Raw genomic sequence first — 23136 nt, forward strand, 5'->3', positions numbered from 1 at the left:
ATCATATAGAAGGAGTGCTTCGTAACTTCTTCTCCATGGGCTATCGGGAGCCATCGCAAGTTTCCAAATACATTCAAAACATGGAAGTTCCATTGCTTGGTGGTTATGGAGCGGCAACAACATGCGTGGAACTGCAAAGCGCGCAATCGCAACTCATCATTGACGGTGGCAGCGGCATTCGCAATTTGAGCGAAAAAATCATGACGGGAACGACAGGGCGCTCGAAGGGGCCCTTTCATATCTTCATGACTCACTTCCATTGGGATCATGTGATCGGCTTGCCGTTTTTCACTCCGCATTTTATCCCAGGTTGCGAAGTTCATTACTATGCCGTGCAAGACGATCTTGAAAAACTGATTCGCGGCGTGTTCTGTCGTCCTTATTTTCCGGTGCCTTTTGAAGCGTTGAAGGCGAAAGTCTTCTTCCATGTTTTAGAACCGCGCAAGCCTCATCAAATCGGCGACATGACAATCACTCCCTATAAGTTGGATCATCCGGATCCATGCTGGGGTTTACGAGTCGAATCGGGCGGGAAGTCTTACGCTCATTGTGTGGATACGGAAGGCACGCGCATCTCCAGAGAAGAGTTGGCGGAAGACCTGCCGCTTTATCAAAATGTTGATTTGATGTACTTCGATGCGCAGTACACGCTGCCGGAGTTGGCGGAAAAAGCCAACTGGGGTCATAGTGCCGCGCAAGTCGGTTTGGATATCGCTTTACGCGAAGGCATCAAAAGAGTTCTTTTCGCACATCACGACCCAGGCGCGCGTATTGAGCAAGTGTTGGAGCTGAAAAGACAGACCCGCGAATACTATGAATCGCGAGATCGTTTTGCTTCTCAGAATAACTCCAAGCTGCCGCAGATTCCTTGGGACTTCGCTTACGAAGGCCTCGAAATCAAACTTTAAAATCCGCTTGGCACTTTCGCCGAATCAAAAATCAATTCAACTTGGCTTGGATCATTTTCCCGATAAGCATTCAAGTCTTCCAGTGTTTTTTGATCGAGCAAAACTTTCTGAGTGTTTTCCGGCCATGCAAAATCATCCGCTGGGAAGCGCGTGCCGATTTTTTTCATGAACTGAGTCCAGACCGGCACAGCGCCGTTGGAGCCCGTTAACTTGTGCGGCAGATTATTATCATATCCCACCCAAACAACTGTTGTAAGGTAAGGCGTGAAGCCGGCAAACCAGGCATCTTTATTGTCACTCGTCGTTCCTGTTTTTCCCGCAGCGGGATGAAAGAAACCATTCAGAGTGATGGAGCGTGCCGTTCCCGAAAGAACTGTCTGCTTCATCATGCCCACTAAACTTGCCACAGCTGCGGCATCGACCGTGTTCGTAGGTTTTGGATCGTGAACAAAAACTTCTTGCCCATCACTGTTCAGCGCGCGGCGGATGAACGAGATGCCTTGCTTTTCACCCATGCGTGCGAGTGTCATATAGCTTTGCAAAACTTCGCGCGGATACATTTCAAAGGCACCTAAAGTCATCGCGGGAAAAGATTTAAGAGCGGAAGTAACGCCCATCTCATGCGTGACATCGATCACATTGCCTAAACCCACAGCGATTCCCAATGAAGCTGTCGCCGCGTTCAAAGAGTTTTTTAAAGCATAAAACATCGGCACAGTGCCATAGTACTTTTTGCCGTAGTTATCCGGCGACCAGGCTTGGCGCTCGTATTTGTAAGTGAATTTTTCGTCATTCAAGAGAGTGATCGGCGTATAGGGATGGCCCTCGTCCGTATCGTTTAAAAGAGCCGTCAGATACACAAACGGCTTCATGATCGAACCTACCTGGCGGTGGCCATCAATCGCGCGATTGAACTGAGTCATGCGATAGTTGCGGCCTCCGACAACGACACTGACCAGGCCTGTTTTGTTATTGCCAACCAGAATGCTGCCTTCAAGGCTGTTGTTCTTTTCTTTCAGGCCTTTGATGTATTTGTTGTTTTTTTCCAGATTGTCGAGATGATTGCGAAGGGCTTCCTGCGCGACATCTTGCGCTTCAAGATCCAAAGCGGTGTAAATTTTTAGTCCATCCGGGCTCAGGCCTTGCGTCTGTAGCTGTTTTCTGACGGCGTCGAGATAATAAGGAGCCGTTTCAACGGCCAGCGTGCGCGGCTCATTCGGAAGTGGTGTGCGATCAGCGTCAGTAAACTCCTCAGGAGAGATGTAGTTTAAACCTTGCATCTTTTCGAGAACTAGGTGGCGGCGGCGTTCGGCATTCACAGGCTTGCGGAAAGGATTGTAAAGACCGGGACTGTTGACAATCGCTGCCATCAAAGAGCATTCGCTCAGATTGAGGTCGGAAATTTCTTTTCCGAAATAGTAGCGTGATGCCGATCCATAACCGCGCACTTGAAACGCTCCGTTTTGCCCCATATAGATCACGTTCAAATAGGTTTCCAGAATTTCGTCTTTACTGAAACGCGACTCCAAAAGAATCGACATCACAAATTCCTGGAACTTTCTTTTGATCGTGCGTTCACTTGTCAGGAAGTAGTTTTTCACAAGCTGTTGTGTGATCGTACTTCCCCCTTGAGCGCGGCGGCCTTTGGTTATGTTTTTTACCAAGGCGCGGAAGATGCCTTTAAGGCTGACTCCGCTATGTTCAAGGAATTGCGCATCTTCGATCGCCATGATCGCGTTCAAACACATGGGCGGAACTTCTCCCAATGTGACGGTTCTTTGCATCAAAGGTTCGTTTCCGATGTACTGAGCAAGAAGAGGCGCTTCACTGAGAGCTTCACTGACCTCAACAAAAGGGGCTCCCTTAAAAATTTGTGAAACGACGTGGTCCTTTTGCAAAACCAAGATTTGGATACTTTCATCTACTTTTTGCGTTGGTGTGTCTTGCGTGACCCAGCCAATACATGACTCTTGAAGATCGTTCAGACCGATTTGAAGTCGCGCAGCACACTGATCGCGGTCCGCAACGAAATAGTCGCCCGCCAACAAACGCTGATCATAATTGCGACGACGATAATTTTGGCGCAGAAGCTGCTTCTCGACGTCACTCACTTGCAGAGTGCTTTTTGTATAAAAAGTGGGCGGAGCCGCATAGAATTCGGTCGGCACAATGAACTTTTTCGACTCTAATTTTTCGGTCAGTTCTTTTTCCAACGCGAAGTAAGAGTAAGTGGCAAAGCCAATCCCCGAGATGATTACAAGCGTCACAAGGATTGTAAAAGCAATTAAAATAGTCTTTAATCGAGGTCGCAACATAGTGACAGAGTAGTACGAAATTCTCTCTGAAGCAAATGAGCCTCTTCAATGTTTCTCGCTCATTTGGATGAAAGGATTGTTTGTGGCTAAGAAGAAAGCTTCTGCAAAAAAAGCCAATGTAAAAAAGGTCGTTAAAAAGGCCGTGAAATCTAAAGCAGCAAAGCCCGCTGCAAAGAAAACCGCAAAAAAGGTAACTAAGAAATCAGCTCCCGCAAAGAAGGCTACAGCAAAGTCTTCCGCAAAGAAGACGGCTTCCAAAGTCTCTTCTAAAAAGGTGACGAAGTCGGTTCCTAAAAAATCCGTCGCGAAGAAAGCTGCCGTGCAAAAAACCGTGGCGAAGAAAGCGACTGCTCCTAAAGTGGCAGCGGCTCCGGCGCATTTGCTTAAATCGACAGCTCCGCAGAAAAAGTTGGATTTAAGTCAGTTTGTGACTCCTTTGGATGATCGGTTGATCGTGCAAATTTCGGGAGCAGAAAAAATGACAGCCGGTGGACTTTATATTCCAGACACTGTGGCTGACACTTCCGGAAATTTGGAAGGTTATGTCGTGGCTGTGGGCCGTGGTCATATGGGCAAGAAGGGCCATGTTCGTCCCATGGATGTGCAAGTCGGCGACCGCGTTGTTTTCTCTGAATACGCGGGTTCAAAAATTAAAATTCAAAACGAAGACCTCATCATTTTGCGTGAAGCAGATGTGATGGGCGTGGTCGCAAAATAAAGGAATGAAAATGTTGAAAAAGAATTTCTTGAAAGCCTTGGGTCTTTCAGTGGCACTTTTGTCCACAACGGCCAATGCCATGTCTTTGGATTGGAACGGTGGGTACCGTTTTGAATGGACTGAAGTGGATAAGCCTTCTTTGGGTTCTCCTTCCGAGCGTAAAGCGTATGGTTTGAACTATCTTTATTTGAGTCCGAAAATCATCGCGGCTGATGGTGTAAACATCATCTCCCGTTTTGATATCATGAGCAGCAGCAATGCAAATCCTGATTATCAAAACTCACAACTTGGTGAGATCTGGGGATTGAATCAAAATACATCTGCAGCAACTTCAACCAACCAAGGTTCTGTCGCTGTGAGAACAAGTCAATTGTACTTGAACGTAAATCAAGAGTACGGTGCTTTGATCGTAGGTCGCGCGCCATTTGATTTCGGTTTGGGCATGACTTACAGCTCTGGCAAAGGCGCTTTCGATCACTGGTATGACACTCGTGATATGGTTGCTTACAAAGTTGTGATCGGTGACTGGTTCATTATGCCAATGATTGGCCGCAAAGCGAGCACAAACGGTTACGGCCAAGGCGGAACAATCAGTACTTTGGGGGCGCAACTTCAGTATGAAAGTGTAGAGAATAAATCTTTGCTCGGCGTTTTCATGGAACAAGTAAAAGGTTCGCAAGGATCTCTTGGTTATGATGCTGGTCAAATCGCGGCTTTTGGTGGCACAGCGGTTGGCTCTGATATGAGCATCCAAAGAACAAACTTTGTTTTGGGTCGCGGATTTGATTCCTTCGGATTCAAGTTGGAAGCTGGTTTCCAAACAGGTGAAACAGGTGTGACAACGGCGAGCGGTAGCAACGTGAGCGTAAATGGTTACGGTATTGCTGCGGAACTTTATTTCCCACGTGCAGAATCTAAATGGGATTGGACTTTGAAAGCCGGTATGGCGACAGGCGATGACTCTGGATCTTCTGAGTTCAGCGGTTATGCTTTCAACCGCAACTACGATGTCGGTATGTTGCTTTTCAATCACCGTCTTGGAAACAAAGACTTCTTGAACACTAACGTTTATCGCACGGGAGTTGATCCGGTTGTTGCTGGCAATGGTGGAATTGAAGATGTTGGAAATTCTGCGGATGATGAATATCTCAGCAACGCTTTCTATCTTGCACCGTCCGTAGGTTATGCATGGAACGAGAAAGTCGATGTTCGCAATACACTCGTTTATGCACAAATGATGAACTCCGCAAAAAACTCTGTTGATTCTGCAAAAGATCTAGGCCTAGAATGGGATATCGAGGTGATTTACAAACCGATCGAAAGAATTCAGTGGGTGAATCAACTTGGTCTTCTCTTCCCTGGTTCTGCTTGGAAAGACGGCAGCCAGTTTGAGAATAGTTTTACTTTTGGATTTGCATCTAAAGCCGCCATCAGCTTTTGATTACAGCGCGATTGCAACTTGTACGACAGCTTGATGACTACTTGAAACATCTTGTTTGGTGGTGAGCAGGGCCCCGGGGGGAAACCCCCGGGGATTTTTTTTGCCTTTTCCGTGGATTATGGTTTCTAGCGACGGATTTGCTAGAATTCACAAACCATTTTCAATCAAAAAAATCCGCCGTGTGCCGCGCATTTTAAGTTGTGGATTGCCATAGTGTTTTGTGTGGCTTTCGCTTGTTTTTTGTAAATCGTTAGGGGGGCTTTCGCTTTCTTTACCTTCGTTCGGTGAGGTGGCTAAAGTATTTTTTGGCATGAGGCCTTACTGAATATTTTTAGAAGGAGTTTTTGCGATGAAGAAGATCGTTTTTGTTTTGATGACTTTGATGCTTTTTGGTGTGAATGCGCACGCTTGGGAAGAAGTGGCTTATGAGATTATTTATGCGGAGGATACGACTTATCGGGATATCAGTCTGCGCAATAGTTCTGAGAAAGAGTACTCCGAAGTGAAAGTGCAGTTTATGAGTGAGGGTGTGCGGCTGCAAAGAGTGGAGTTGATTACGGATCGTATGCGTTCGATTCCTGTTTGGCATCTTGAGGGTGATTATAAGTATGGAGATGTTGCGACGGATACATTTGAAAAAACCAAGATTCGCGCGATGCGCTTTTATGTGACGACTTTGGAGCCGTTGGATTCGGTTCGTTTGGTTGTCTTTCTTCAATAATTTTTCTCTGTGAACCTCCGTCGAGGCACAGCCTTGAGAAAATAAAAAGGGCCCGTCATGGGCCCTTTGGAGGATCGATTCTAATTAACTGTCGCTTCTGATTACTGACCGCGGATTTGTTGTCTCATTCTCAAAGATTCTTGAGAGATTGGCGACACTGTTCCGAAGCTGACTCCTGTGTTTTGTGTCGGAATCTGCACTGGCACCAACACTGTTTGTGTTTGTGTGCCTGGCATTGTTGTCGTCAAATTCGCACCCGTTCTTGTTGAGATGGGGTTTGGTTGTGTGATTACACCAGGAGCTCCTGAAGTACGACCTGGGTTTTGCAAGCGTGGCAAGAGGTTCACGCCAGGTACGCCCGGAGTTGTCGTCACGCCATTCAAGAGGCCGTTGCTGTTATTGCCAGAGATTGCGCTCATCAAGCTTGAATTGAACTCTTGCAAGAACTTATTGTACTGGTTGTACAACTCTGGAGTGATTGTATTGTTACCTTGAGCTTCACGCAGAGCTTGGTTTGTCGAGTAACCCATTGTGTTCCAAAGATCGTGGAACTCAGAGTTTCTTACCAAAGTCTCTTGGCCCAGGTACAAACCTTCCGGTGTTCCTTTTTGTGCTTCAGACTGAGCTTTTGTTTGCTGAACTTGTGCAGCTTCCTGTTTCAAAATCATTGTCTCTGCAACGATCAGGCGTTGTCTAATCGGCTCAAACTTCGCCGGCATTTCGCGGATCAAGTCTTCGATCACGAAAAGTGTTTTGTTGATCATTTCATCAGTGTTAGCGAAAGCATCGTCTGAATTTTCAAACGCCTGCCAAGAAGACATGTTTGTTGAAGCTCTTCTTGCGCGGGCAGAGATACGGCGAGCATCAGAAATTTGGCTCAAGATGCGGTTTTCAATCTCAGCGCGGTAGAATTGCAACGCTTCGTTTGTTTCGATCTTGCTTGCCGATTTATCTTTCAAAAGCGCGATGAATTTTGTTTTGTAGCAATCCAAAGCCTCTGTTTTGTCGGTTGGTCTTGCGCAAGCTTTTTTGATTCTGTCGAATGGATTCTTTTTCTCGACAACTTTTTCCTCAACGACTTCGTCAGCGTCTTCTTCTTTTGCTTCCGCTTTCGGTTTGCCTTTGGAAAGAGCTTTTAAAAGCTCTACGTTCATCGCATCGATGTCTTCTTTGTTTTTAATGCTCAAAGGAATCGTGTCGTAACCACAGTTTTCACACACTTTACCTTCAGTCATTTTCTTTGGAACAATCGCAAGGACTGAGCTTTCACCATTATTAATGTATTTAACTGGCAACACGCCTTCAACGGTCGCTACTTTGCTTTCTACAAGATCGCCGCTTGTGGAAGCGAAATCCGCGGAAGCAATTCCAGCTTGATGAGAGTTGAAAGATACATTGAAACCAAGAACAGCGAGCAGGGCTCCTGTCATGACCCACTTTTTATTGGGGTAAGTGAAAGTTTTCATAAGTCCTCCTATTGTTAGGATCATCCCGACCCTTTTATCTAGAGGTATGTAAAGCGAGGGCCGGGCCAGCGGGCGAGGGTCCCCGAAATGGGAGTAAGTGGGTGAAATGCCTAAAGGTTCTCATGTTGAGAAAAGCGGCGTTCGGGGCGAGGGTCTGTCGAACTTCTGGTGTCTCCCTGTGAGATTGCGAAAAAAGAGTGTGATCTTAGGGGGTTAGAGTTGTCGATGCGGGTTTTGATAAAAACCTGCGAAAACGCCCAATTTGGTCACAAAAAAGGCGCCTTGCTAAATACGCCTCTTTCCTCCATAAACGTGCCATGAAGTTTCATTTCCCGCGAAGCCCTAAGCCTGATCACATTGCTGAATCCGATTGGAACAATTGGACGTGGCAGCTTCGTCATTCTTTGAAAACTCAAGCCGATTTCGAAAAGCATTTTATTCTGAGTGCTGATGAAAAAGCCGCCTTCCAAGGAGGTAAAGAGCTTTTCAACATCCGCACGACACCTTACTACGCCAGCCTCGCGGGCGAGGGCGGGGAGTCCTTGCGCCAGATTTTGATGCCACATCGTTTTGAAATCGAAGAAGGTTCGCAACAGATGTTGGACCCTTTGGGAGAAAGAAAAAACAATCCGGCTCCTCGCCTGATCCATCGCTATTCCGATCGCGTGCTCTTTTTGATCACGGATATTTGCAGTGTTTACTGCCGCTTTTGCACACGCAAACATTTTACGGGGCAAGAGCAAGCCTTCATTCGCAACGAAGAGTACGAACAAGCTCTGAAGTACATTCAAACACATCCTGGAATTCGTGAAGTCATTCTTTCCGGCGGCGATCCGCTGACGGTGAGTGATGCGCAGTTAGACCGCGTCTTGGGTGACTTGCGCCGAATTGAGCACATTGAGATTATTCGCATCGGCACGCGCATGCCTGTTGTGTGTCCAATGCGTGTGACCGATGATTTGGTGAAGATCCTGAAAAAACACAAACCGGTATTCTTAATGTCGCACTTCAATCATCCGCGCGAATTGACGGCGGAGGCTGTTGAAGCTCTGGAAAGATTCGTGGATAACGGCGTGCCTGTGATGAATCAGATGGTTCTTCTGAACGGCATCAACAATCATCCGGCGATCGTGCAGGCCTTGAGCCGTCGTTTGCTTTATCTTCGTGTGAAACCATACTACATGTTCCAGTGTGATCCTTCTATTGGAACGGATCACTTGCGCACGTCTGTTGAAGATTCCTTAGCGATTCAAAAAGAATTGTGGGGTCATCTCTCTGGCTTGGCGATGCCGAATCTTTCCGTCGACATTCCCAATGGCGGAGGCAAAACTTATCTCGTTCCGAATTTTCAAACGGGACAAGAAGGATTGACTCGCTACTATGAAGGTTGGGATGGCGTGAAGGCCGAGTATGTCAGTCCTTCTCCCGAAAAAATCAGAAAACCGGATGCCTCTGCATACGAAGCAGAGTGGTCCGCTCTCAAAGCATCGAAACAAACTGAAGTCCATAAGAGCTGATTCAGAATAAGACGACACTCTGAAAAAAGAAAACTCGTCTATGTTTTCTGTTTCACCATGAGTCGAGAAATTCATTCTATGGTCGCGTGAAGTTCACTCTGCGATTCCCGAAAAGTTACTTAGTAGTATTGATGAGTCAACGGGGAAGACAATGGGAATGAGAATAACGACAAATATCGCTGCATTGAATGCGCAACGAAACTTGATTGGGTCGCAACGCCTTATCAACGATTCGATGGCAAAGCTGGCAAGTGGAAGTCGTATCAACAAAGCGGCCGATGATGCCGCAGGTTTAGCAATTTCAGAAAGATTAAAAGCGCAGATTCGTTCTGCGAATCAAGCGCAGCGAAATGCGAATGACGGTATTTCTTTGATTCAAACGGCGGAAGGCGGTTTGAATGAAATCGGAAATATCATCGTGCGTTTGCGTGAGTTGGGTATCCAAGCCGCTTCCGATACTGTCGGAGAGACGGAAAGAGGCATGCTCAATAAAGAGGTCACGCAGCTCTCTGAAGAAATTCAGAGAATCGCGAAATCAACGACCTGGGGAACGACCAAACTTCTTGATGGTTCCGCTCCGACGTTTGATTTTCAAGTAGGCATTGGTAATGACGCTTTCGCGGATCGTATCAGTTTCGATGCGGGGAGCAGTGCTGCGACATTGGATGCGTTGGGCCTTGTGGGACTTGATTACTCCACGAAAGAAGGCGCGCAAGAAGCTCTTTCTAAACTCGATACGGCGCAAACGGCGGTCAGCGGAACGCGCGCGAATCTAGGGGCTTTGCAAAATCGTTTGACGTCAACGGTAGATAATCTTGGCGTGACGGCAGAGAATCTTTCCGCAGCGAACAGTCGTATTCGTGACACTGATATCGCAGCGGCCTCAAGCGAAATGACTCGAAATAATATTTTATTACAGGCGGGAACGTCAGTTCTTGCTCAAGCAAATCAAGCAAACCAATTAGCGCTGAAGCTGATTGGCTGATTCCTTCGTGAGGGTGGGCCTTCCCAGGCCCATCCTATTTTTTAGGTTTTAACTCCACAGTCAGATAAGCGTAATCGTTCTCGACACCTTGACTGAAAGACATGACTTCAAGATTGGATTTGTTTCTGAATTGCAGCCATGAAGACGTTGATGAAAATTTGGGTGTCGGTGTATCGCGGTCGATCACCCAATATAGAACTTCAAAAGCGGAGCGGTCTGCAGTGCGCGTTTCATATTGACGAACAAGAAAATGCACACGGAACTGGCGTAACCATTTTGTGCCCTTGCCACACCACACATCCCAATCGTGAGCTTCCGGTTGATCAAAGACATGCGTGCATTTTAAATCCAAAGTGCCGTCACTGGATTGATAGCGGAAAGTCACATCGTCTTCCTGCAATTCTTTTGTTCCGATAAGTTTAAATCCGACGGGAGCGGCAAAGCTGATAGAAGAAAAACACAGAAGCGAAGCGAGAAGAAATTTTTGTAGTGAGTTCATAAGTTAACACTAACAACTTACGACAACTGCGGCAATGACAGTTGGTTTTCACCAAGACGTTCGCGAGGTTCCATGGACATAAGCCCAGCGAATAAAAAAGAGACCGGAATTTTTCCGGTCTCTCTTGAGTTATTGTCAATGTCTGAAGTCGGCAATTACCAATAAATAGAGAACTGCAAAACATCAATTTGAAAACCGATGTCGATGTCACCGCGTTTGACCATGCGCAGTTCGGGTGTATAAGACACGTTGTTCAGCCAGGCAAAACGTTTTCCGATTCCCAGAAAAAAGCCAAACTGGTTTTCATAATCATTGCCACCGGCATCTCTTTCCAAGATAGGGTAAAGACCGATTCCGGCTTTTGCATAAATCGCATTTTTCATGTCGTTATCGAAATTGTAAACGCCAAGGGCGACGATTTGAAAAAGTGTTTCGCTGCTGCCGGTGCCGGAGATTTCCTCGGAAAGCATGCGAATGCCGCCTTCAAAACCCCATTGCATATTGTTTTTCCAGGTTTGCAAATAAGAAGCTTGCAAAGTGAGGTTTGTGGAAGAGTCACAGTCTTCACACTCTTTGCCGGAAACAAAAGACCCTTGCGTAAAACTTGTCAGGATCTCATGCGTGTAAGAACCGCCATAGTAAGAAGAAGAAGCATAATTTCTAGATTGCGCTTGAGCCGTCACAGTGAACATCAATGCCAGAAGACTCAAAGTAAACAGTTTCATTTAAAACTCCTTGTTGATAGGCCACCAATATTCTGCCGTACAAAAAGATCATATTTTATTTCAAGGAGCCACTTACTTTGGATTTATCTTTGAATTGGGGCCGAGTTCTTTGCGTTATAACAAGAAGGAAGCCGAAAAATAAAAAATGCCAGGGTTTGAGGCCCCGGCACTTATTATTCGATCGTCTTTAAATCAGATGATTAGAAACCGAAAGAGAAAACTGCAGAAGTGAAAGCTGCGTTTGATTGAGATTTGCTGTCAAACCAGTTCCATACTTCAATGCGTTCAACACCGATTGCGCCGTTCATGCCAGAAAGCTTGTACTGCGCACCGTATCTGAAGCTTGGGCCAACAGCAGTCACATCGTCAGCACCATCCATTTTGATCATAGAGATACCGATACCAGGAGCCAAGTAAGCTCCGATTTTCGCAGTATCAACAAGCTTGATCAAAGAGTGAGCGCCGAAGCTAAGAACTTGCGGAACGCCAGCATCTTTCTTCTCAGTTTGAAGGAAGATGTAACCGCCAAGAGCGCCTTGCTCATTGTCGAATTCCATACGACCACCGATGTTCAAAGCAGAGCTTGTCATACCAAGGCTCACGCTTGCTGTTTTTTCAGAGTAGCTGTTTGCAACCATTCTGTTGTTTTTTTGTGCAAATGCGATTGAAGAAGTCAAAACACACGCCATTACGATTAATTTTTTCACAAAGCCTCCTTAGGCAACCGACATATTTTTTGGCGTGAACCTGTCATATTGCAAACAAAAAATTTATTTTGCGCTCAATATCAAATTCGTTCCAGGCGGGCATACTTCACGACAAATTTCTTCACCGTGTTATCCGTGAACATCACGCTGACCTTGAAGTTTTCGCCCGTTCCCTCGGTCGCATAGATGGTGCCGACACCAAAGGTAGGATGGCGCACACGCATGCCTTTCGTGTACGTGCTGCCTCCGCCGCCCCCGTCACCGTCGTAGTCAGGGAAGGACTGCGTATCGTCATAGTTTGTTGTGCGCGCACGATTGCGATCAGAGCTGGTGGCACCCCATTGCGTTCTGCCAAAGGAAGTTTCTGAATCGTATGAGCTGGAACCATAACGGGAAACAAAGCGCGGTGCTTCGACGGCCGTTTTCAACTCCATCAATTCTGATGGAATTTCTTTGATAAAGCGTGAAGGCGGATTGAACTGTTCTTGCCCCCATACGCGACGCATTTTGGTATAAGTCAGCCACAGCTTTTGGCGCGCGCGAGTCATACCGACGTAAGCCAGGCGACGCTCTTCTTCGATTTCGTCCTCGCCTTCGCTGTCAACACTGCGACCGCTTGGGAAAAGATTTTCCTCCATACCGACAACAAAAACGTAAGGGTATTCAAGACCTTTTGAAATATGCAGAGTCATCAGCGTGACAGAGTTTTGCTCTTGATCCAAAGAATCGACATCGCTGACCAAGGCCATCTCTTCAAGGAAGCTTGTCAAAGTCGCTTCTTCGCCGCGTTCTTTTGCGAACTGCGCGATGGCGTTGTCTAATTCTTCCAAGTTCTCGATACGAGCTTGAGATTCCGGTGACTCATCTTTTTTCAGCGCGAGCAAATACTCGGTACGATCCAAAACGATGTGATAAAAATCGACCAGCTTGAAACTTGTCGCGTGGCCTTCCAGCTCTTCCATCAGATTCAAGAAGTGGCGAATTTTACCGGTTGTGCCGGCGTTGAAAATGCGCGCTTCGCAGGCCTTTTGCGCGCCAACGAACATACTGACGTTGTGTTGCTGAGAAAACTCTTCGATTTTCTCGATTGTCGTTTTGCCAATCCCGCGTGCAGGAACGTTGATGATACGTTTAAGAGCGATATCATCCGCCGGATTGATTGCGAGCTTCATATAAGAAAGCATGTCTTTGATTTCCATGCGCTCATAGAACCGCACGCCGCCGACAAGACGGTAAGGAATCGCCAAAGTGCGAAGCTGTTCTTCAAGAACGCGAGACTGCGCATTCGTGCGATAGAAAACAGCGTAGTCGTTATAAGAACCTTCGCCCTCATTCATCATTGTCTGAATCGTCTTCGCGACAAAGCGAGCTTCGTCGTATTCATTTTTCTCTTCACGAACCTGAATCAGGTCTCCGTCGGGATTCGAGGTGAAAAGAGTTTTGTCTTTTCTTTGCGAGTTGTTTTTGATCACGGCCGTCGCCGCATTCACGATGTTGGCTGAAGAGCGATAGTTCTCTTCCAGCTTAACCACTTTGGCCTCGCGGAAATCTTTTTCGAAATCGAGAATGTTTTTAATGTCAGCTCCACGCCAGCTGTAAATCGACTGGTCTTCGTCGCCGACCACACAAAGATTGCGATGCGCTTTGGCCAGCATTTGCACAAGCAGATACTGGATGTGATTCGTGTCTTGATACTCGTCAACCATGATGTAGCGGAACTTTTCCTGATACATCTGCAAAACATCCGGATACATGCGGAAGAGATCGTACGTTTTCATCAACAGATCGTCGAAATCAAGGCTGTTGGCTTTTTTCATTTCGGCTTCATAGGCGCGATACACGTCGACGGTTTTTTGATCCATCAAACGCTTGTTGTTTTTCTCAAAAGCATCCGGAGACAAGCCCAGCATTTTTGCACTGCTAATGCGGCTTTGAAAGTTTTTAGCCGGATACATTTTGTCGTTGATGTTCAGAGCCGTCATAACTTTTTTGATCTGGCTCAAAGTGTCCGAAGAATCGTAAATACCGAAGAAAGGTTTGTAGTCGAGAAGAGTGATGTGCTGACGAAGAACGCGTACACAGAAACTATGGAAGGTGCTGATCCAGAGCTGCGAGCGAACGGCCGCTCCCATCTCATTCAAAATCTTGTAAATACGATGTTCCATCTCTTTGGCGGCCTTGTTCGTAAAGGTTACGCAGAGGATTTCATCGGGGGCCGCGATGCCTTGGCCGATAATGTTTGCCATGCGGTGGGTAAGAACACGCGTTTTACCAGAACCTGCGCCCGCCAAAATAAGCAGGGGGCCGTTGAGGGTTTCAACTGCCTCTTTCTGTGCTGGGTTCAGATTTTTGGTAACAAAATCAAGTACATCCATGGATATCGTTCCTTCGCGTGTAGCTTCTGCCAAGGCGGGCCGAGTGTCCAACCTTTAGTGAGACTGACAAAGTTTGTCTATCCTCAAGTTTTCATTGAGTTTTTTGGCGGTATCCACTACAACTATAACGCAATAAGTCAATGGACGGAATAGACCTTCCGTTTATAGTGCTTAGAGAGGAATTTGTGAAGCGCGTTTTTGGCCGGATCACAGCAGCAATTTTGATATCAGGACTGGTAGGCGCCTGTGCTCCTCAATCGGATTCCGGACAAGAAGCAGGCACGGTCCGCATTCTGGCTCCAACGGCGAATACAAAAGGTTCTTACTCTCTGGGTTTCCTCGATCTTAAAGGTCTTAAAGACCTGCAAACGATGGCGGGTGAATTCGCGCGCTTTTTTATTGCTCCGAAAATCGTGAATAAGCGATTGCACGGCGAAGCCCCGCACACCCGATTTATCCGTAATTCCGACGGCAATTACATTCCAGCGAACGAGCTGACTCAGCAGATGGTCACTGTCTATGCGCACATGCAAAAGCTGGCGGAACTTGATACGGAGCTAGGAGCCGAAGGCGTGAACACATGGCCTCGGGATATCGGTGTTGCCGTTCGTGTGAAAGGTCGTAATGGAGCGAACAATGCTTATTATGACGGCGAAACGGATTCGATGCTTTTTGTTCCGTACAATCAACAAAATCTTCCGATCGCAATCAACGCCGGAATTCTTGCGCACGAACACTTTCATTCTTTATTTTTTAAACTGGTCATGAAGGATCTTCCATTTAAAGGCAATGCCCACAACCGCAAAGATTTCTTTGAGGAAGTGCAAGAAGATGACTTCATGATCCGCGAGCGTCGTATTTTACCGATCATCAAAGGTGCAAAAGAAATCGATCCGACGATCATGCATTTCTATTATCACGTTGCTTTGTCACGTGGTTTGAATGAAGGTTTGGCGGACTTCTGGGGTTGGATGTACACGGGAGATCCCGACTTTATCGCGCAATCTTTGCCAAGCGAAAAATCTTTGCGCTCTTTGCATGTGGACGGTGACGTGAACGAGTTGCCTACAAGCGAATCCATCCAGGCCGCTTTGCGAATTTATTTTAGTGCAGGAGACAAAGAAAAGTTTCGCGACTACAGCATTGGTTACTCATATTCGTTGGGAACCCAGTTTTCTCGCGTATTAAAGCGCTTTACTGATATTTATGCGAAAGCTCGTGGCGTTGAAGCTTTAGCCGCAAGAAAAGAAGTGGCGAAGATTATCGTGCAGATTCTGCCCGAGGTAAAAAAATCCCTGCAGAATTTAGAAAAGAGTTTTTATTCTTCTGAACTGTTCCTGCAGACTTTGGCGGCAAAGATGCCGGATCTGAAACAAGCTGAGTGTGAGTATCTGAAAGAAGTGATCAACAACTCCGTCGATAATATCGGAACTTCTTATTCTTGCATCGATGGCAACGGCCAAATCATTTTGGGTAAAGCTGTCAACGCGGAAGGTCCGACAAATCCCGAAGCAAAAGATGAAGGCCTCGCAAAATGAGAATCAGTATTCTGATATTTTCTTTTCTGCTCTCATGGAGTGCGCAGGCGCAGGTGTCTCGTCTGAAAGTACAACCTCCGCCGCCTTTTTCCGCTGTGAATTTATATCTTTTAAATCCGGAATTGCGCTATGAACGGGATTCCTCACAAGAGCTTGTCAACCGCAGGCCCTTGAACTTCGCATTTTCTTTTGAATACGCGAAACTGAATTTCATGGCAGAGTACGCGCGCTTCACGGAAGAAACGGGAAATGCGACATCTTCCATAGATAGAACGCACCAAGATCTTGTTCTGTGGTTGCGCTATTCTTTTATGCAAAGAAAACTGCCTGAATTTTCCTGGAAGCTTTTTACGGGGGCGGGTGCCGGTGGCTACCAAGAGGAAGTAAAGACAACCCTTATGGGCGACAGTCGTACGGATAAATCTGATTTGAAATTCATGTCGGGCCTTGTGCTTGGTGGTGAAGTGGCTTACTCCGTGAACCCGCGTTTCGGCTTGCTTGCCGGAGTCGAAGGGCGCGCGTTGCTGGCTTCCGATTTTGATCCCAATCCCATTTGGAGCGCTGTTTTGCGCTTAGGTTTGCAATTCCCACTTTGACCTGCCTCTTTGCACTGGACTGTTCCGACAGAAGTCTAATGTCATCAAAGTACATATTCCCATGACCTAGTGCCTCGCTAAAAAATGGGGCCATGAAAACAAAAATACTATTCCTAGTTATTGTTTTTTCGTCTTCTTTTTCTTTCGCTCGAAACTGGCAACGCATCGAAATTCCCGGCGCTCTTTGCGGCAACGGCGAACCCTACAGCGTTTTTATAGATAAAAGAGCCGGCGACAAACTGCTGGTGGAATTCATGGGCGGCGGAGCGTGTTGGTCCGAAGGCACTTGCTATGGCAACAGTCCTTTGACGAACCTGGCTCCTCTGCCGGGAAATCCCACCACCAGTATGATGGCATCCAAGCCGAGCCCGTGGGTTGATTACACCGCTTTGTATTTCCCGTATTGTACGGGAGATGTACACGCGGGCTTTCATCAGAATTCCTATAAGCAGGGCGTACAGATTTATCATTATGGCGCGTTGAACGTGCAGAAAGCGTTACAACACCTGCAAGATTTAAATCTTATTCCGTTTCATGACGTGAATGATCTGATTGTCTGGGGATACTCCGCCGGAGCCATCGGCGCGTTCTTGCATACACAAACCCTGGCTCCTTATTTCAACACAAACACGCGCAAAACATTGATCGCAGACAGCCCGGGTTTACATTTCGGAAAAAACTTTTGGCATAAATTTACGCCAGAGCTCAGTCGCGATTTTCGTAGCAGCTTTGGCAAAATAGATTTGAATTACTCTGAAGACACCGGATTGCTGACGCCCTATATGGGCCCGGTGTTCGTGAAGTTAAGCGATTGGAAAATAGGAATCCTGCAGTCGACAAAAGATATCGTGATGTCACTGGTCTTTGGCGACATCAGTCCCGAAGATCATAAAAAACTTGTGCTGGGGCCCCAGGGTATTGCAACGGTTGCAAAAGATTATCCGAATACTTATGTGTGGATTATTGACGTGATGACGCACACGTTTTTACTGCGCTCATCCACAGTGGATCAAAAAAACTCGGCCGGGGAGAGTGCTTGGGAATTCGCTTTGCGTGTCTACGAAGGAGCCGCCGAAGCCCCGCACAGACGTCTTAAAAAGAAAACCCCCGAGCTTATCGGGGGTTTCTTGGATTGAATTGAAAACTAAGAATTATTCAGTGATTTTTTGTACGATCGCTGATTCTACTTTTGATTTCGTAAGGAACTCGTTGCGGTACGACTGCGCTTCTTTTTGTGTCGCAAACTGACCAACGCTTACGCGGTACCAAGTCTTACCTTTGATATTCGCTGGAATGTAGAAAGCGCTGTAGCCTTTGCCTTTAAGGCTGGAAGCCATTTTTTGTGCTTCCGCTTCATCCGCATAAGAAGCCACTTGTACAGTGAACTTACCTACTGCGTACTGAGCAACGTCTTTTGGTAAAGAAGAAGGCACGCGCTCATGTTGCGGAGCTGCTTTCTTTTCTACGGTTTCAGTTGCTGGCGCTTTTCCTGCTGCAATATTTTTCGCAGCTGTTGAAGGCTCTTCGTGTTGAGTTACGGGTGTGTGGCCTTGAGCACCTGATTTTGGCTTGTTAACTTCGATTTTATCTTCTGTTTTTGTTTTAGTGTCAGCAGCGACAGTTTCAGCGTGTGTTCCGTGCTCTTCTGTTTTCGCCGTTTCGCCGTGCGCTTCCGTTGTCTCGTCAGCAACGAATTCTTCCGCCAGCTTGGCGATCTCTTCATCTGTCATGGCGCCGGTTTTTTGCTCTGGTTCATGTGAAGGAACAGAAGCGACTTCGCGTTCTGCAGAGTGAGTGGATTGTGGTTCCAATGAAGACAATTGGTGTTGATTGTCACTGTACTTCTTGCCTGCAAATATCCCGATGGAAAATGACAACAAAGAGATAAAGAAAACTATTGCTAGTTTCACGCCTGCATCCGTTTTAGAACCCATTTTTTCAATCCTCATAGTTTTAAACTCGCTTGAATGCTTAGTTTAGAGCCCTTCCTTTGGCCCTTCAATCATGGTAGCTTTAAGTCGCGGAACTGGTCAATCATCTGAGAGTCCTGGCCTAAAGGAGTAGAGCGTGGAAAGTGGCGTAAAATCAATGGATTGGAAGCAGGTCTTAGGTCAAGCGATCAAAGCGGTGAGTCTCGGCAGAGAGGTCCTTCTCAATTATTTCGGTAACTTAGAACACATCGAAGAAAAATTCCAAGCAGGCTTAGTTAGTGAAGCCGATAAAGAATCAGAACGAGTCATTGCAGAGCATCTTAAGAAAAATTTTCCCACAATCGAGTTTTTAGGTGAGGAAACTTTCGCGGCGAAACACGCTCCTGGGGCGAAGGTCCAGGCGGCACCGGCGGGTCCCGAGGGTCGTTGGATTTTAGATCCTCTGGATGGAACAACGAACTACATTCATCGCTTTCCTATTTTTTGTATTAGTTTGGGTTTAGAGATCAATGGACAAATGCAATTAGCGGTCATTGATGTTCCCATGCTGAAAGAAACTTACACCGCTATTCGCGGGCAGGGCGCGTTTGTCAACGGCCGCCCTTTGCGTGTCAGCAAAACTGCAGAGCTGGGAAAAGCTCTTCTGGCGACCGGCTTTGTCGCTGAACATGAACACGTCATTTCCGAACAATTAAAAGTTTTTGGAGAAATGGTGCGCGAGTGTCGTGGTGTTCGTCGTCCTGGAGCCGCCGCCTACGATTTAGCACAAGTAGCGCGCGGAGTTTTCGATGGCTATTGGGAACGCAACATTCAGCCCTGGGATGCCGCTGCCGGAATTCTTTTAGTCGAGGAAGCGGGTGGTGTCGTCGAAACATATCGCGGTGAAAAGTATCACCCCTATAAGAATTCAATTGTAGCAGGTAACAAGGACCTTGTGCGCGAAATGCAAAAGGTCCTTCAGAATCATGTCAGTGAGGAAACTCACTAAAACTATTTTGTCATGGATTGTTGAACTTCTTGAGCTTTCGACAAGTGCTGTTGCACGTGTGTTTTTGTCTTTTCTAGGAAAGATTTGAATTCTGGATTCTTTGCCGAAGGAATGAACTTTTGTTCTAAATCGGAAAGAAGTTGCTGGTGCATCGAGATTTGATTTTCGATGTAAGCACTGTCGAAGTCCGCACCTTTTTTCTTTTTCAACTGTGACAACTGCTCTTTCGAGTCTTTCTTCAAAGTTTTTGCCATCTCGTTGGATTTCATTTTGATGTCGGCCTTTTTAAGAACAGATTTCGCTTCTTTATTGTTCGATTCATGCTCGGTTTCCATGTGTTTCGCAAAATCTTTTACTTGCGAGCTGCTTGCACGGGATTTTGCTGCTTTCGCGGCATCAATTTCTGCATCGTTGGCAGTTTTCAGGATCTCAGCAATTTCGCTTTCAGAAATCATTGAGCTCATGTCTCCACTTTTCATTTGCGTTGATGAGGGTGTCGTCGGCGTCGTTGTATCTTGAGCGAAAGAAGTTCCCGCAAAAGAAAAAGAGACAATTAATAAAGGAAGAGCAAGTAGTTTTCCATATGTCGATTTCATTGAAGACTCCTTTGAGTTTGTTTTTTGGGTAAGATTCAAAGGTCTCCTATTTTTTTACAAGTTGCTGATAAATCATTATAAACTTATAAGGCTGCGGGCTTTTCCCTTTTGATAATTTCCTTAGCCGCGCTCCATCCGCTTTCGATCGCTCCGTGCATGGTTCCTTGTTGCGAATTTTTCGCGGTTCCTTCTCCGGCCAGCCATAAAAAATCTCGAAAAGGTTTATTCCAATGCGATCGGGAACTCTGCACGCCAAGGTAACTGTAAGCCCCGAGAGCAAAAGGATCTTCACTCCAATTATGCCAGTGATGGGCGACAAGATTTTCTTTTAGAAAATCCATACTTCTTTTGCTTATTTTAGAAAGGGTTTTGAAAGCCATTTCGATAACTTTTTGTTCGGGCCAAAGGCTCATCTCCAAAGCTTTCGGCCCTCCTTGCCAGGCTACAAGAACGGGACTGCGCACAGGACTTTGCGTCCACCACGTCGGGAAATAAAACTCTGGTCCCGTATGCAGAAATGAAACCGGTTCTTTCGACAGAGTTTCCCAAAAACGTTTTTTGAAAATGAAATTGATCTTTTGTACATGTCCCATATGCAGCGTCGACAGAGCTTTCGTAAACTCCGGAATAACGGGATTCAGTTCAATGTGCGATTCCGGGTGCAGACTTTTTAATACGCCGATAGGCGCCGTCAACACCACATGGCGTGCGGTGAAGTGAACTTCCTGCCAGTTGTTTTGCACGATGACTTCCGCTTTGTCGGGCCCCCAATCGATTCTTTTCACTCGGTGTTGCAGTTTGATCTTGGCTTCGAGGCGCGCGCTGATTTTTTCGATGATTGAGGATGTTCCGTTCTGCAGACGGAATAGAAAGCGGCCATTCAAAGCACCTTCCTCTTCTTTTTCAGAAAGGGCTAAAGACTTTTCACCGATCAGATTCAAATCCGCCGCGTGAAATCCTTCGACATAAGCGGCAAAGAGCTCCTTTTTTTCGGGCAGAAGTCGCTGCCCTTCTTTCTTTAAAAATTCTTTAATGCTGCGGTCTTTGCTGGGATGGGGATTGAGTTTGGCGGTGACTTTTTCCAAAAGTCCCCAATAGTCTTTATGCGAGCGAAGACGTCCCTGGCGCAAAGACAGATGTTCGTCATTCACATCGACAAAGCTTTCTTGCTCAAGAAGTTTTAAGAGGGCAGAAGGAGCGCCGTGAATGTACTCGGCGCCGAACTCCAGAGGCGGGTGATAACTCGAAGATTCATGCTGATAGGCACGGCCGCCAAGCCGGTCCCGGGCTTCTAAAAGAATCACGTCGAAATCCGCTTCGACAAGTTTTTGTGCACAGGCGAGTCCCGCAAGACCGGCTCCGACAATGACAATTCTTTGTGATGACGAGTTCATTTTACTCGACGATGACGATGACAATGGCTTTAGAAGCTTTGGCAGGAACCTTGACGGAGGTATCCGTATTCGGAATTCCCGCAGTTTCCAAAGATTTTTTGATACGCGCATCCGAGGTGCTAATCACGTCTTTAAGAATGTTCGGCCGTTCCGCCATGCTATAAGTCGACACCTTGGCGTCCAGAGGGAAATCATTGACGAAACTTTCAATGCTTTTATTACGATTATTGGCGATGTTTCTTTCTGCGGTGGAAAGTTTTTTCGTGTGCACGGAAGGATATTCTTCGTCAGCCCAAGAGATAACCTTGATCTCCTCAATCTTGCCTTTTTTTTCGGCCTTCTTGATCAAGCTTTCAATTTCGTTTTTGGCAGTTTGCGAAAGATCGGCGGATCCCTTCTTGAATGAGAACTCGGTGACAAAAGGGGTTTCTTCTTCCGCAGCCAGCTGTTTCGACTCGATGCTGACCGTAGGAGCTTTTTTCTGAGCTTGTTTTTTCACCTCGGGCGCCTGTTCGGCAGGGCTTTCATCTTTTTTGGAAGAAGCGCAACCGACAACAACACTTAATAGAATCACTGCAAGAAGATACTTCATTGTATTTTACCTTTCTGCTTGGTCATAATGTCATAGCGATTTTCCAGACCGGGAGAGATCGGTTGTGCAAACCCATGTTCCACGGCTTCCTTAAAAGCTTTGCTGGCATTCCAATCGAATTTTCCATCTTTTACGGAAAAATCTATGATTGTGGCGACAGTATTGTCTGAGGCTCTGCGAAAAATCAGGTTGGCTGTGGCCGCCGACAGCTCAATGCCAAAATGTTTGAAACCTTGAAAGTCTTTTTCGTTTCCGACGACATCCAATTTGCTGACGAAGGGTTTCACGTACCCAACGATGACATTTTCTTCGGACTTAGCTTCGACGAAGGCATCAAGATATCCTTGCTGAAAACTGATGGGAGCCGCTCTTTGGGTGAAGGGATTTAGATTTTTCATTTCGAACTTTTGAACTTCCGCGGAAACATGCCATGGCAGAGGTTTGATGATAGTGCTGTATTCGCCAACCAATTTTAGGACGGAAGAACCTTGAACGGTTCCCCGCACGGTCGCCAGGGACCACGGATTTTCTTTATCAGGAGTTAAATTTGTCAGGCGGCCGTCAAGGTCGGAAACCCTTAAGCGCAGCTCGGGAGGCAAACCTGGAACGTCCGCAAATTGAAAATTCGAAGAACGTATATCGATCCGGTCAATTTCCAAAGGGAAAAGTTTGTCACCTAACTCTTGCGCTTCGTCTTTTGGTTTTTTTGGAGCTTTACTGGCGACGTCCATAAGTTCTTTGCTGAGCAAAAGATTGGCGCCGGTGACTACGATATCCGTTTTTATCGTGCCGCGAATGATCTCTCGCCAGGCAATCGAGACGTCGACAGCGTCGACTGTCATAAAGGGATCTTTTTGTGTTTTAATTCTGCCATCGATTTTTTCAAAGCGATAAGCGCCACGCCAAATGGCAAGATCAAGTCCGCCGATGTGAATTTGATAGCTCGGGGAAAAGTCTTCCAAAAATTTATTGATTTGGCTCAGAATAATCGGAGGCGCGGCAATGCGGATGACAATCAGAATAACGAGAATAGAAAGTAAGATCTTTCGCATGTGCGAAGGATAAGTCACCTTCGCAAAAGGAAAAGAGAATACCGCTCTAAGTGCATCATTACAGGAAACGAT

22 protein-coding genes are annotated in these 23136 nt (G+C 46.5%); 10 read left to right on the forward strand and 12 right to left on the reverse strand.

The window, feature by feature from the left end:
- Positions 1-14: 14 nt before the first annotated feature.
- Positions 15-908 carry an MBL fold metallo-hydrolase gene (locus QJS83_RS04325; protein ID WP_284607875.1) on the forward strand — a complete coding sequence of 298 codons (894 nt, stop codon included), beginning with the start codon at positions 15-17 and terminating at the stop codon, positions 906-908.
- On the opposite strand, the gene QJS83_RS04330 is transcribed toward QJS83_RS04325, so the two are convergent.
- The gene (locus QJS83_RS04330; protein ID WP_284607876.1) at positions 905-3175 is read right to left on the reverse strand and encodes a transglycosylase domain-containing protein; all 2271 of its coding nucleotides are present in this window, start codon (positions 3173-3175) and stop codon (positions 905-907) included. The two genes, QJS83_RS04325 and QJS83_RS04330, sit on opposite strands and share 4 nt — an antisense overlap.
- Before the next feature lie 475 nt (positions 3176-3650).
- On the opposite strand from QJS83_RS04330, the gene QJS83_RS17460 reads away from it, so the two are divergent.
- Positions 3651-3941 carry a co-chaperone GroES gene (locus QJS83_RS17460; RefSeq protein ID WP_350159280.1) on the forward strand — a complete coding sequence of 97 codons (291 nt, stop codon included), beginning with the start codon at positions 3651-3653 and terminating at the stop codon, positions 3939-3941.
- 4 nt (positions 3942-3945) lie between these two features.
- On the forward strand, positions 3946-5382 hold the full coding sequence (locus QJS83_RS04340; RefSeq protein ID WP_284607878.1) for a hypothetical protein: 1437 nt from the start codon (positions 3946-3948) through the stop codon (positions 5380-5382).
- Between the two features lie 147 nt (positions 5383-5529).
- On the opposite strand, the gene QJS83_RS04345 is transcribed toward QJS83_RS04340, so the two are convergent.
- Positions 5530-5694 (reverse strand): hypothetical protein, encoded by a 165-nt coding sequence (locus QJS83_RS04345; protein WP_284607879.1) that lies wholly within the window; start codon positions 5692-5694, stop codon positions 5530-5532.
- 37 nt (positions 5695-5731) lie between these two features.
- Between QJS83_RS04345 and QJS83_RS04350 the strand changes: the two genes are divergently transcribed.
- Positions 5732-6103, forward strand: a complete 372-nt coding sequence (locus tag QJS83_RS04350; protein WP_284607880.1) for a hypothetical protein — start codon at positions 5732-5734, stop codon at positions 6101-6103.
- A gap of 101 nt (positions 6104-6204) precedes the next feature.
- On the opposite strand, the gene QJS83_RS04355 is transcribed toward QJS83_RS04350, so the two are convergent.
- Entirely contained in the window at positions 6205-7569 is a 1365-nt protein-coding gene (locus QJS83_RS04355; protein WP_284607881.1) for a hypothetical protein, read from the reverse strand.
- A 317-nt stretch (positions 7570-7886) separates the two neighbouring features.
- Here QJS83_RS04355 and QJS83_RS04360 point away from each other — a divergent pair, with 317 nt between their 5' ends.
- Both QJS83_RS04360 and QJS83_RS04365 read left to right on the forward strand, forming a co-directional pair.
- Positions 7887-9086, forward strand: a complete 1200-nt coding sequence (locus tag QJS83_RS04360) for a KamA family radical SAM protein (RefSeq protein WP_284607882.1) — start codon at positions 7887-7889, stop codon at positions 9084-9086.
- 151 nt (positions 9087-9237) lie between these two features.
- Entirely contained in the window at positions 9238-10071 is an 834-nt protein-coding gene (locus QJS83_RS04365) for a flagellin N-terminal helical domain-containing protein (protein WP_284607883.1), read from the forward strand.
- Positions 10072-10105: 34 nt separating this feature from the next.
- On the opposite strand, the gene QJS83_RS04370 is transcribed toward QJS83_RS04365, so the two are convergent.
- From QJS83_RS04370 to QJS83_RS04385, 4 genes are all read right to left on the reverse strand, one after another.
- Positions 10106-10570, reverse strand: coding sequence for a hypothetical protein (locus QJS83_RS04370; RefSeq protein ID WP_284607884.1), 465 nt, complete (start codon positions 10568-10570; stop codon positions 10106-10108).
- A 155-nt stretch (positions 10571-10725) separates the two neighbouring features.
- Positions 10726-11295, reverse strand: coding sequence for an outer membrane beta-barrel protein (locus QJS83_RS04375; RefSeq protein ID WP_284607885.1), 570 nt, complete (start codon positions 11293-11295; stop codon positions 10726-10728).
- A gap of 200 nt (positions 11296-11495) precedes the next feature.
- Entirely contained in the window at positions 11496-12002 is a 507-nt protein-coding gene (locus QJS83_RS04380) for a hypothetical protein (protein WP_284607886.1), read from the reverse strand.
- 80 nt (positions 12003-12082) lie between these two features.
- Positions 12083-14377 (reverse strand): ATP-dependent helicase, encoded by a 2295-nt coding sequence (locus tag QJS83_RS04385; protein ID WP_284607887.1) that lies wholly within the window; start codon positions 14375-14377, stop codon positions 12083-12085.
- A 185-nt stretch (positions 14378-14562) separates the two neighbouring features.
- Between QJS83_RS04385 and QJS83_RS04390 the strand changes: the two genes are divergently transcribed.
- The 3 genes from QJS83_RS04390 to QJS83_RS04400 all read left to right on the forward strand — a co-directional run bounded on the left by QJS83_RS04390 (position 14563) and on the right by QJS83_RS04400 (position 17647).
- On the forward strand, positions 14563-15915 hold the full coding sequence (locus QJS83_RS04390) for a lysophospholipid acyltransferase family protein (RefSeq protein ID WP_284607888.1): 1353 nt from the start codon (positions 14563-14565) through the stop codon (positions 15913-15915).
- Entirely contained in the window at positions 15912-16511 is a 600-nt protein-coding gene (locus QJS83_RS04395; RefSeq protein WP_284607889.1) for a hypothetical protein, read from the forward strand. The genes QJS83_RS04390 and QJS83_RS04395 overlap by 4 nt, the downstream gene beginning before the upstream one ends.
- A gap of 92 nt (positions 16512-16603) precedes the next feature.
- The gene (locus tag QJS83_RS04400) at positions 16604-17647 is read left to right on the forward strand and encodes a pectin acetylesterase-family hydrolase (protein WP_284607890.1); all 1044 of its coding nucleotides are present in this window, start codon (positions 16604-16606) and stop codon (positions 17645-17647) included.
- Between the two features lie 15 nt (positions 17648-17662).
- On the opposite strand, the gene QJS83_RS04405 is transcribed toward QJS83_RS04400, so the two are convergent.
- Positions 17663-18445: an SPOR domain-containing protein gene (locus tag QJS83_RS04405; protein WP_284607891.1), complete on the reverse strand. Its 783-nt coding sequence runs from the start codon at positions 18443-18445 to the stop codon at positions 17663-17665.
- A 133-nt stretch (positions 18446-18578) separates the two neighbouring features.
- Here QJS83_RS04405 and QJS83_RS04410 point away from each other — a divergent pair, with 133 nt between their 5' ends.
- Positions 18579-19430 carry an inositol monophosphatase family protein gene (locus tag QJS83_RS04410; protein ID WP_284607892.1) on the forward strand — a complete coding sequence of 284 codons (852 nt, stop codon included), beginning with the start codon at positions 18579-18581 and terminating at the stop codon, positions 19428-19430.
- 2 nt (positions 19431-19432) lie between these two features.
- Here QJS83_RS04410 and QJS83_RS04415 read toward each other — a convergent pair whose 3' ends face one another.
- From QJS83_RS04415 to QJS83_RS04430, 4 genes are all read right to left on the reverse strand, one after another.
- Complete coding sequence (locus QJS83_RS04415; protein ID WP_284607893.1) at positions 19433-20026, reverse strand: DUF4142 domain-containing protein; 594 nt, start codon at positions 20024-20026, stop codon at positions 19433-19435.
- An 83-nt stretch (positions 20027-20109) separates the two neighbouring features.
- Positions 20110-21420: a flavin monoamine oxidase family protein gene (locus QJS83_RS04420; protein WP_284607894.1), complete on the reverse strand. Its 1311-nt coding sequence runs from the start codon at positions 21418-21420 to the stop codon at positions 20110-20112.
- A gap of 1 nt (position 21421) precedes the next feature.
- Positions 21422-22012, reverse strand: a complete 591-nt coding sequence (locus tag QJS83_RS04425; RefSeq protein WP_284607895.1) for a hypothetical protein — start codon at positions 22010-22012, stop codon at positions 21422-21424.
- Positions 22009-23064: a DUF748 domain-containing protein gene (locus QJS83_RS04430; RefSeq protein WP_284607896.1), complete on the reverse strand. Its 1056-nt coding sequence runs from the start codon at positions 23062-23064 to the stop codon at positions 22009-22011. The genes QJS83_RS04425 and QJS83_RS04430 overlap by 4 nt, the downstream gene beginning before the upstream one ends.
- Positions 23065-23136: the final 72 nt, after the last annotated feature.

Source organism: Bdellovibrio sp. 22V, from assembly GCF_030169785.1.
GTDB lineage: Bacteria > Bdellovibrionota > Bdellovibrionia > Bdellovibrionales > Bdellovibrionaceae > Bdellovibrio.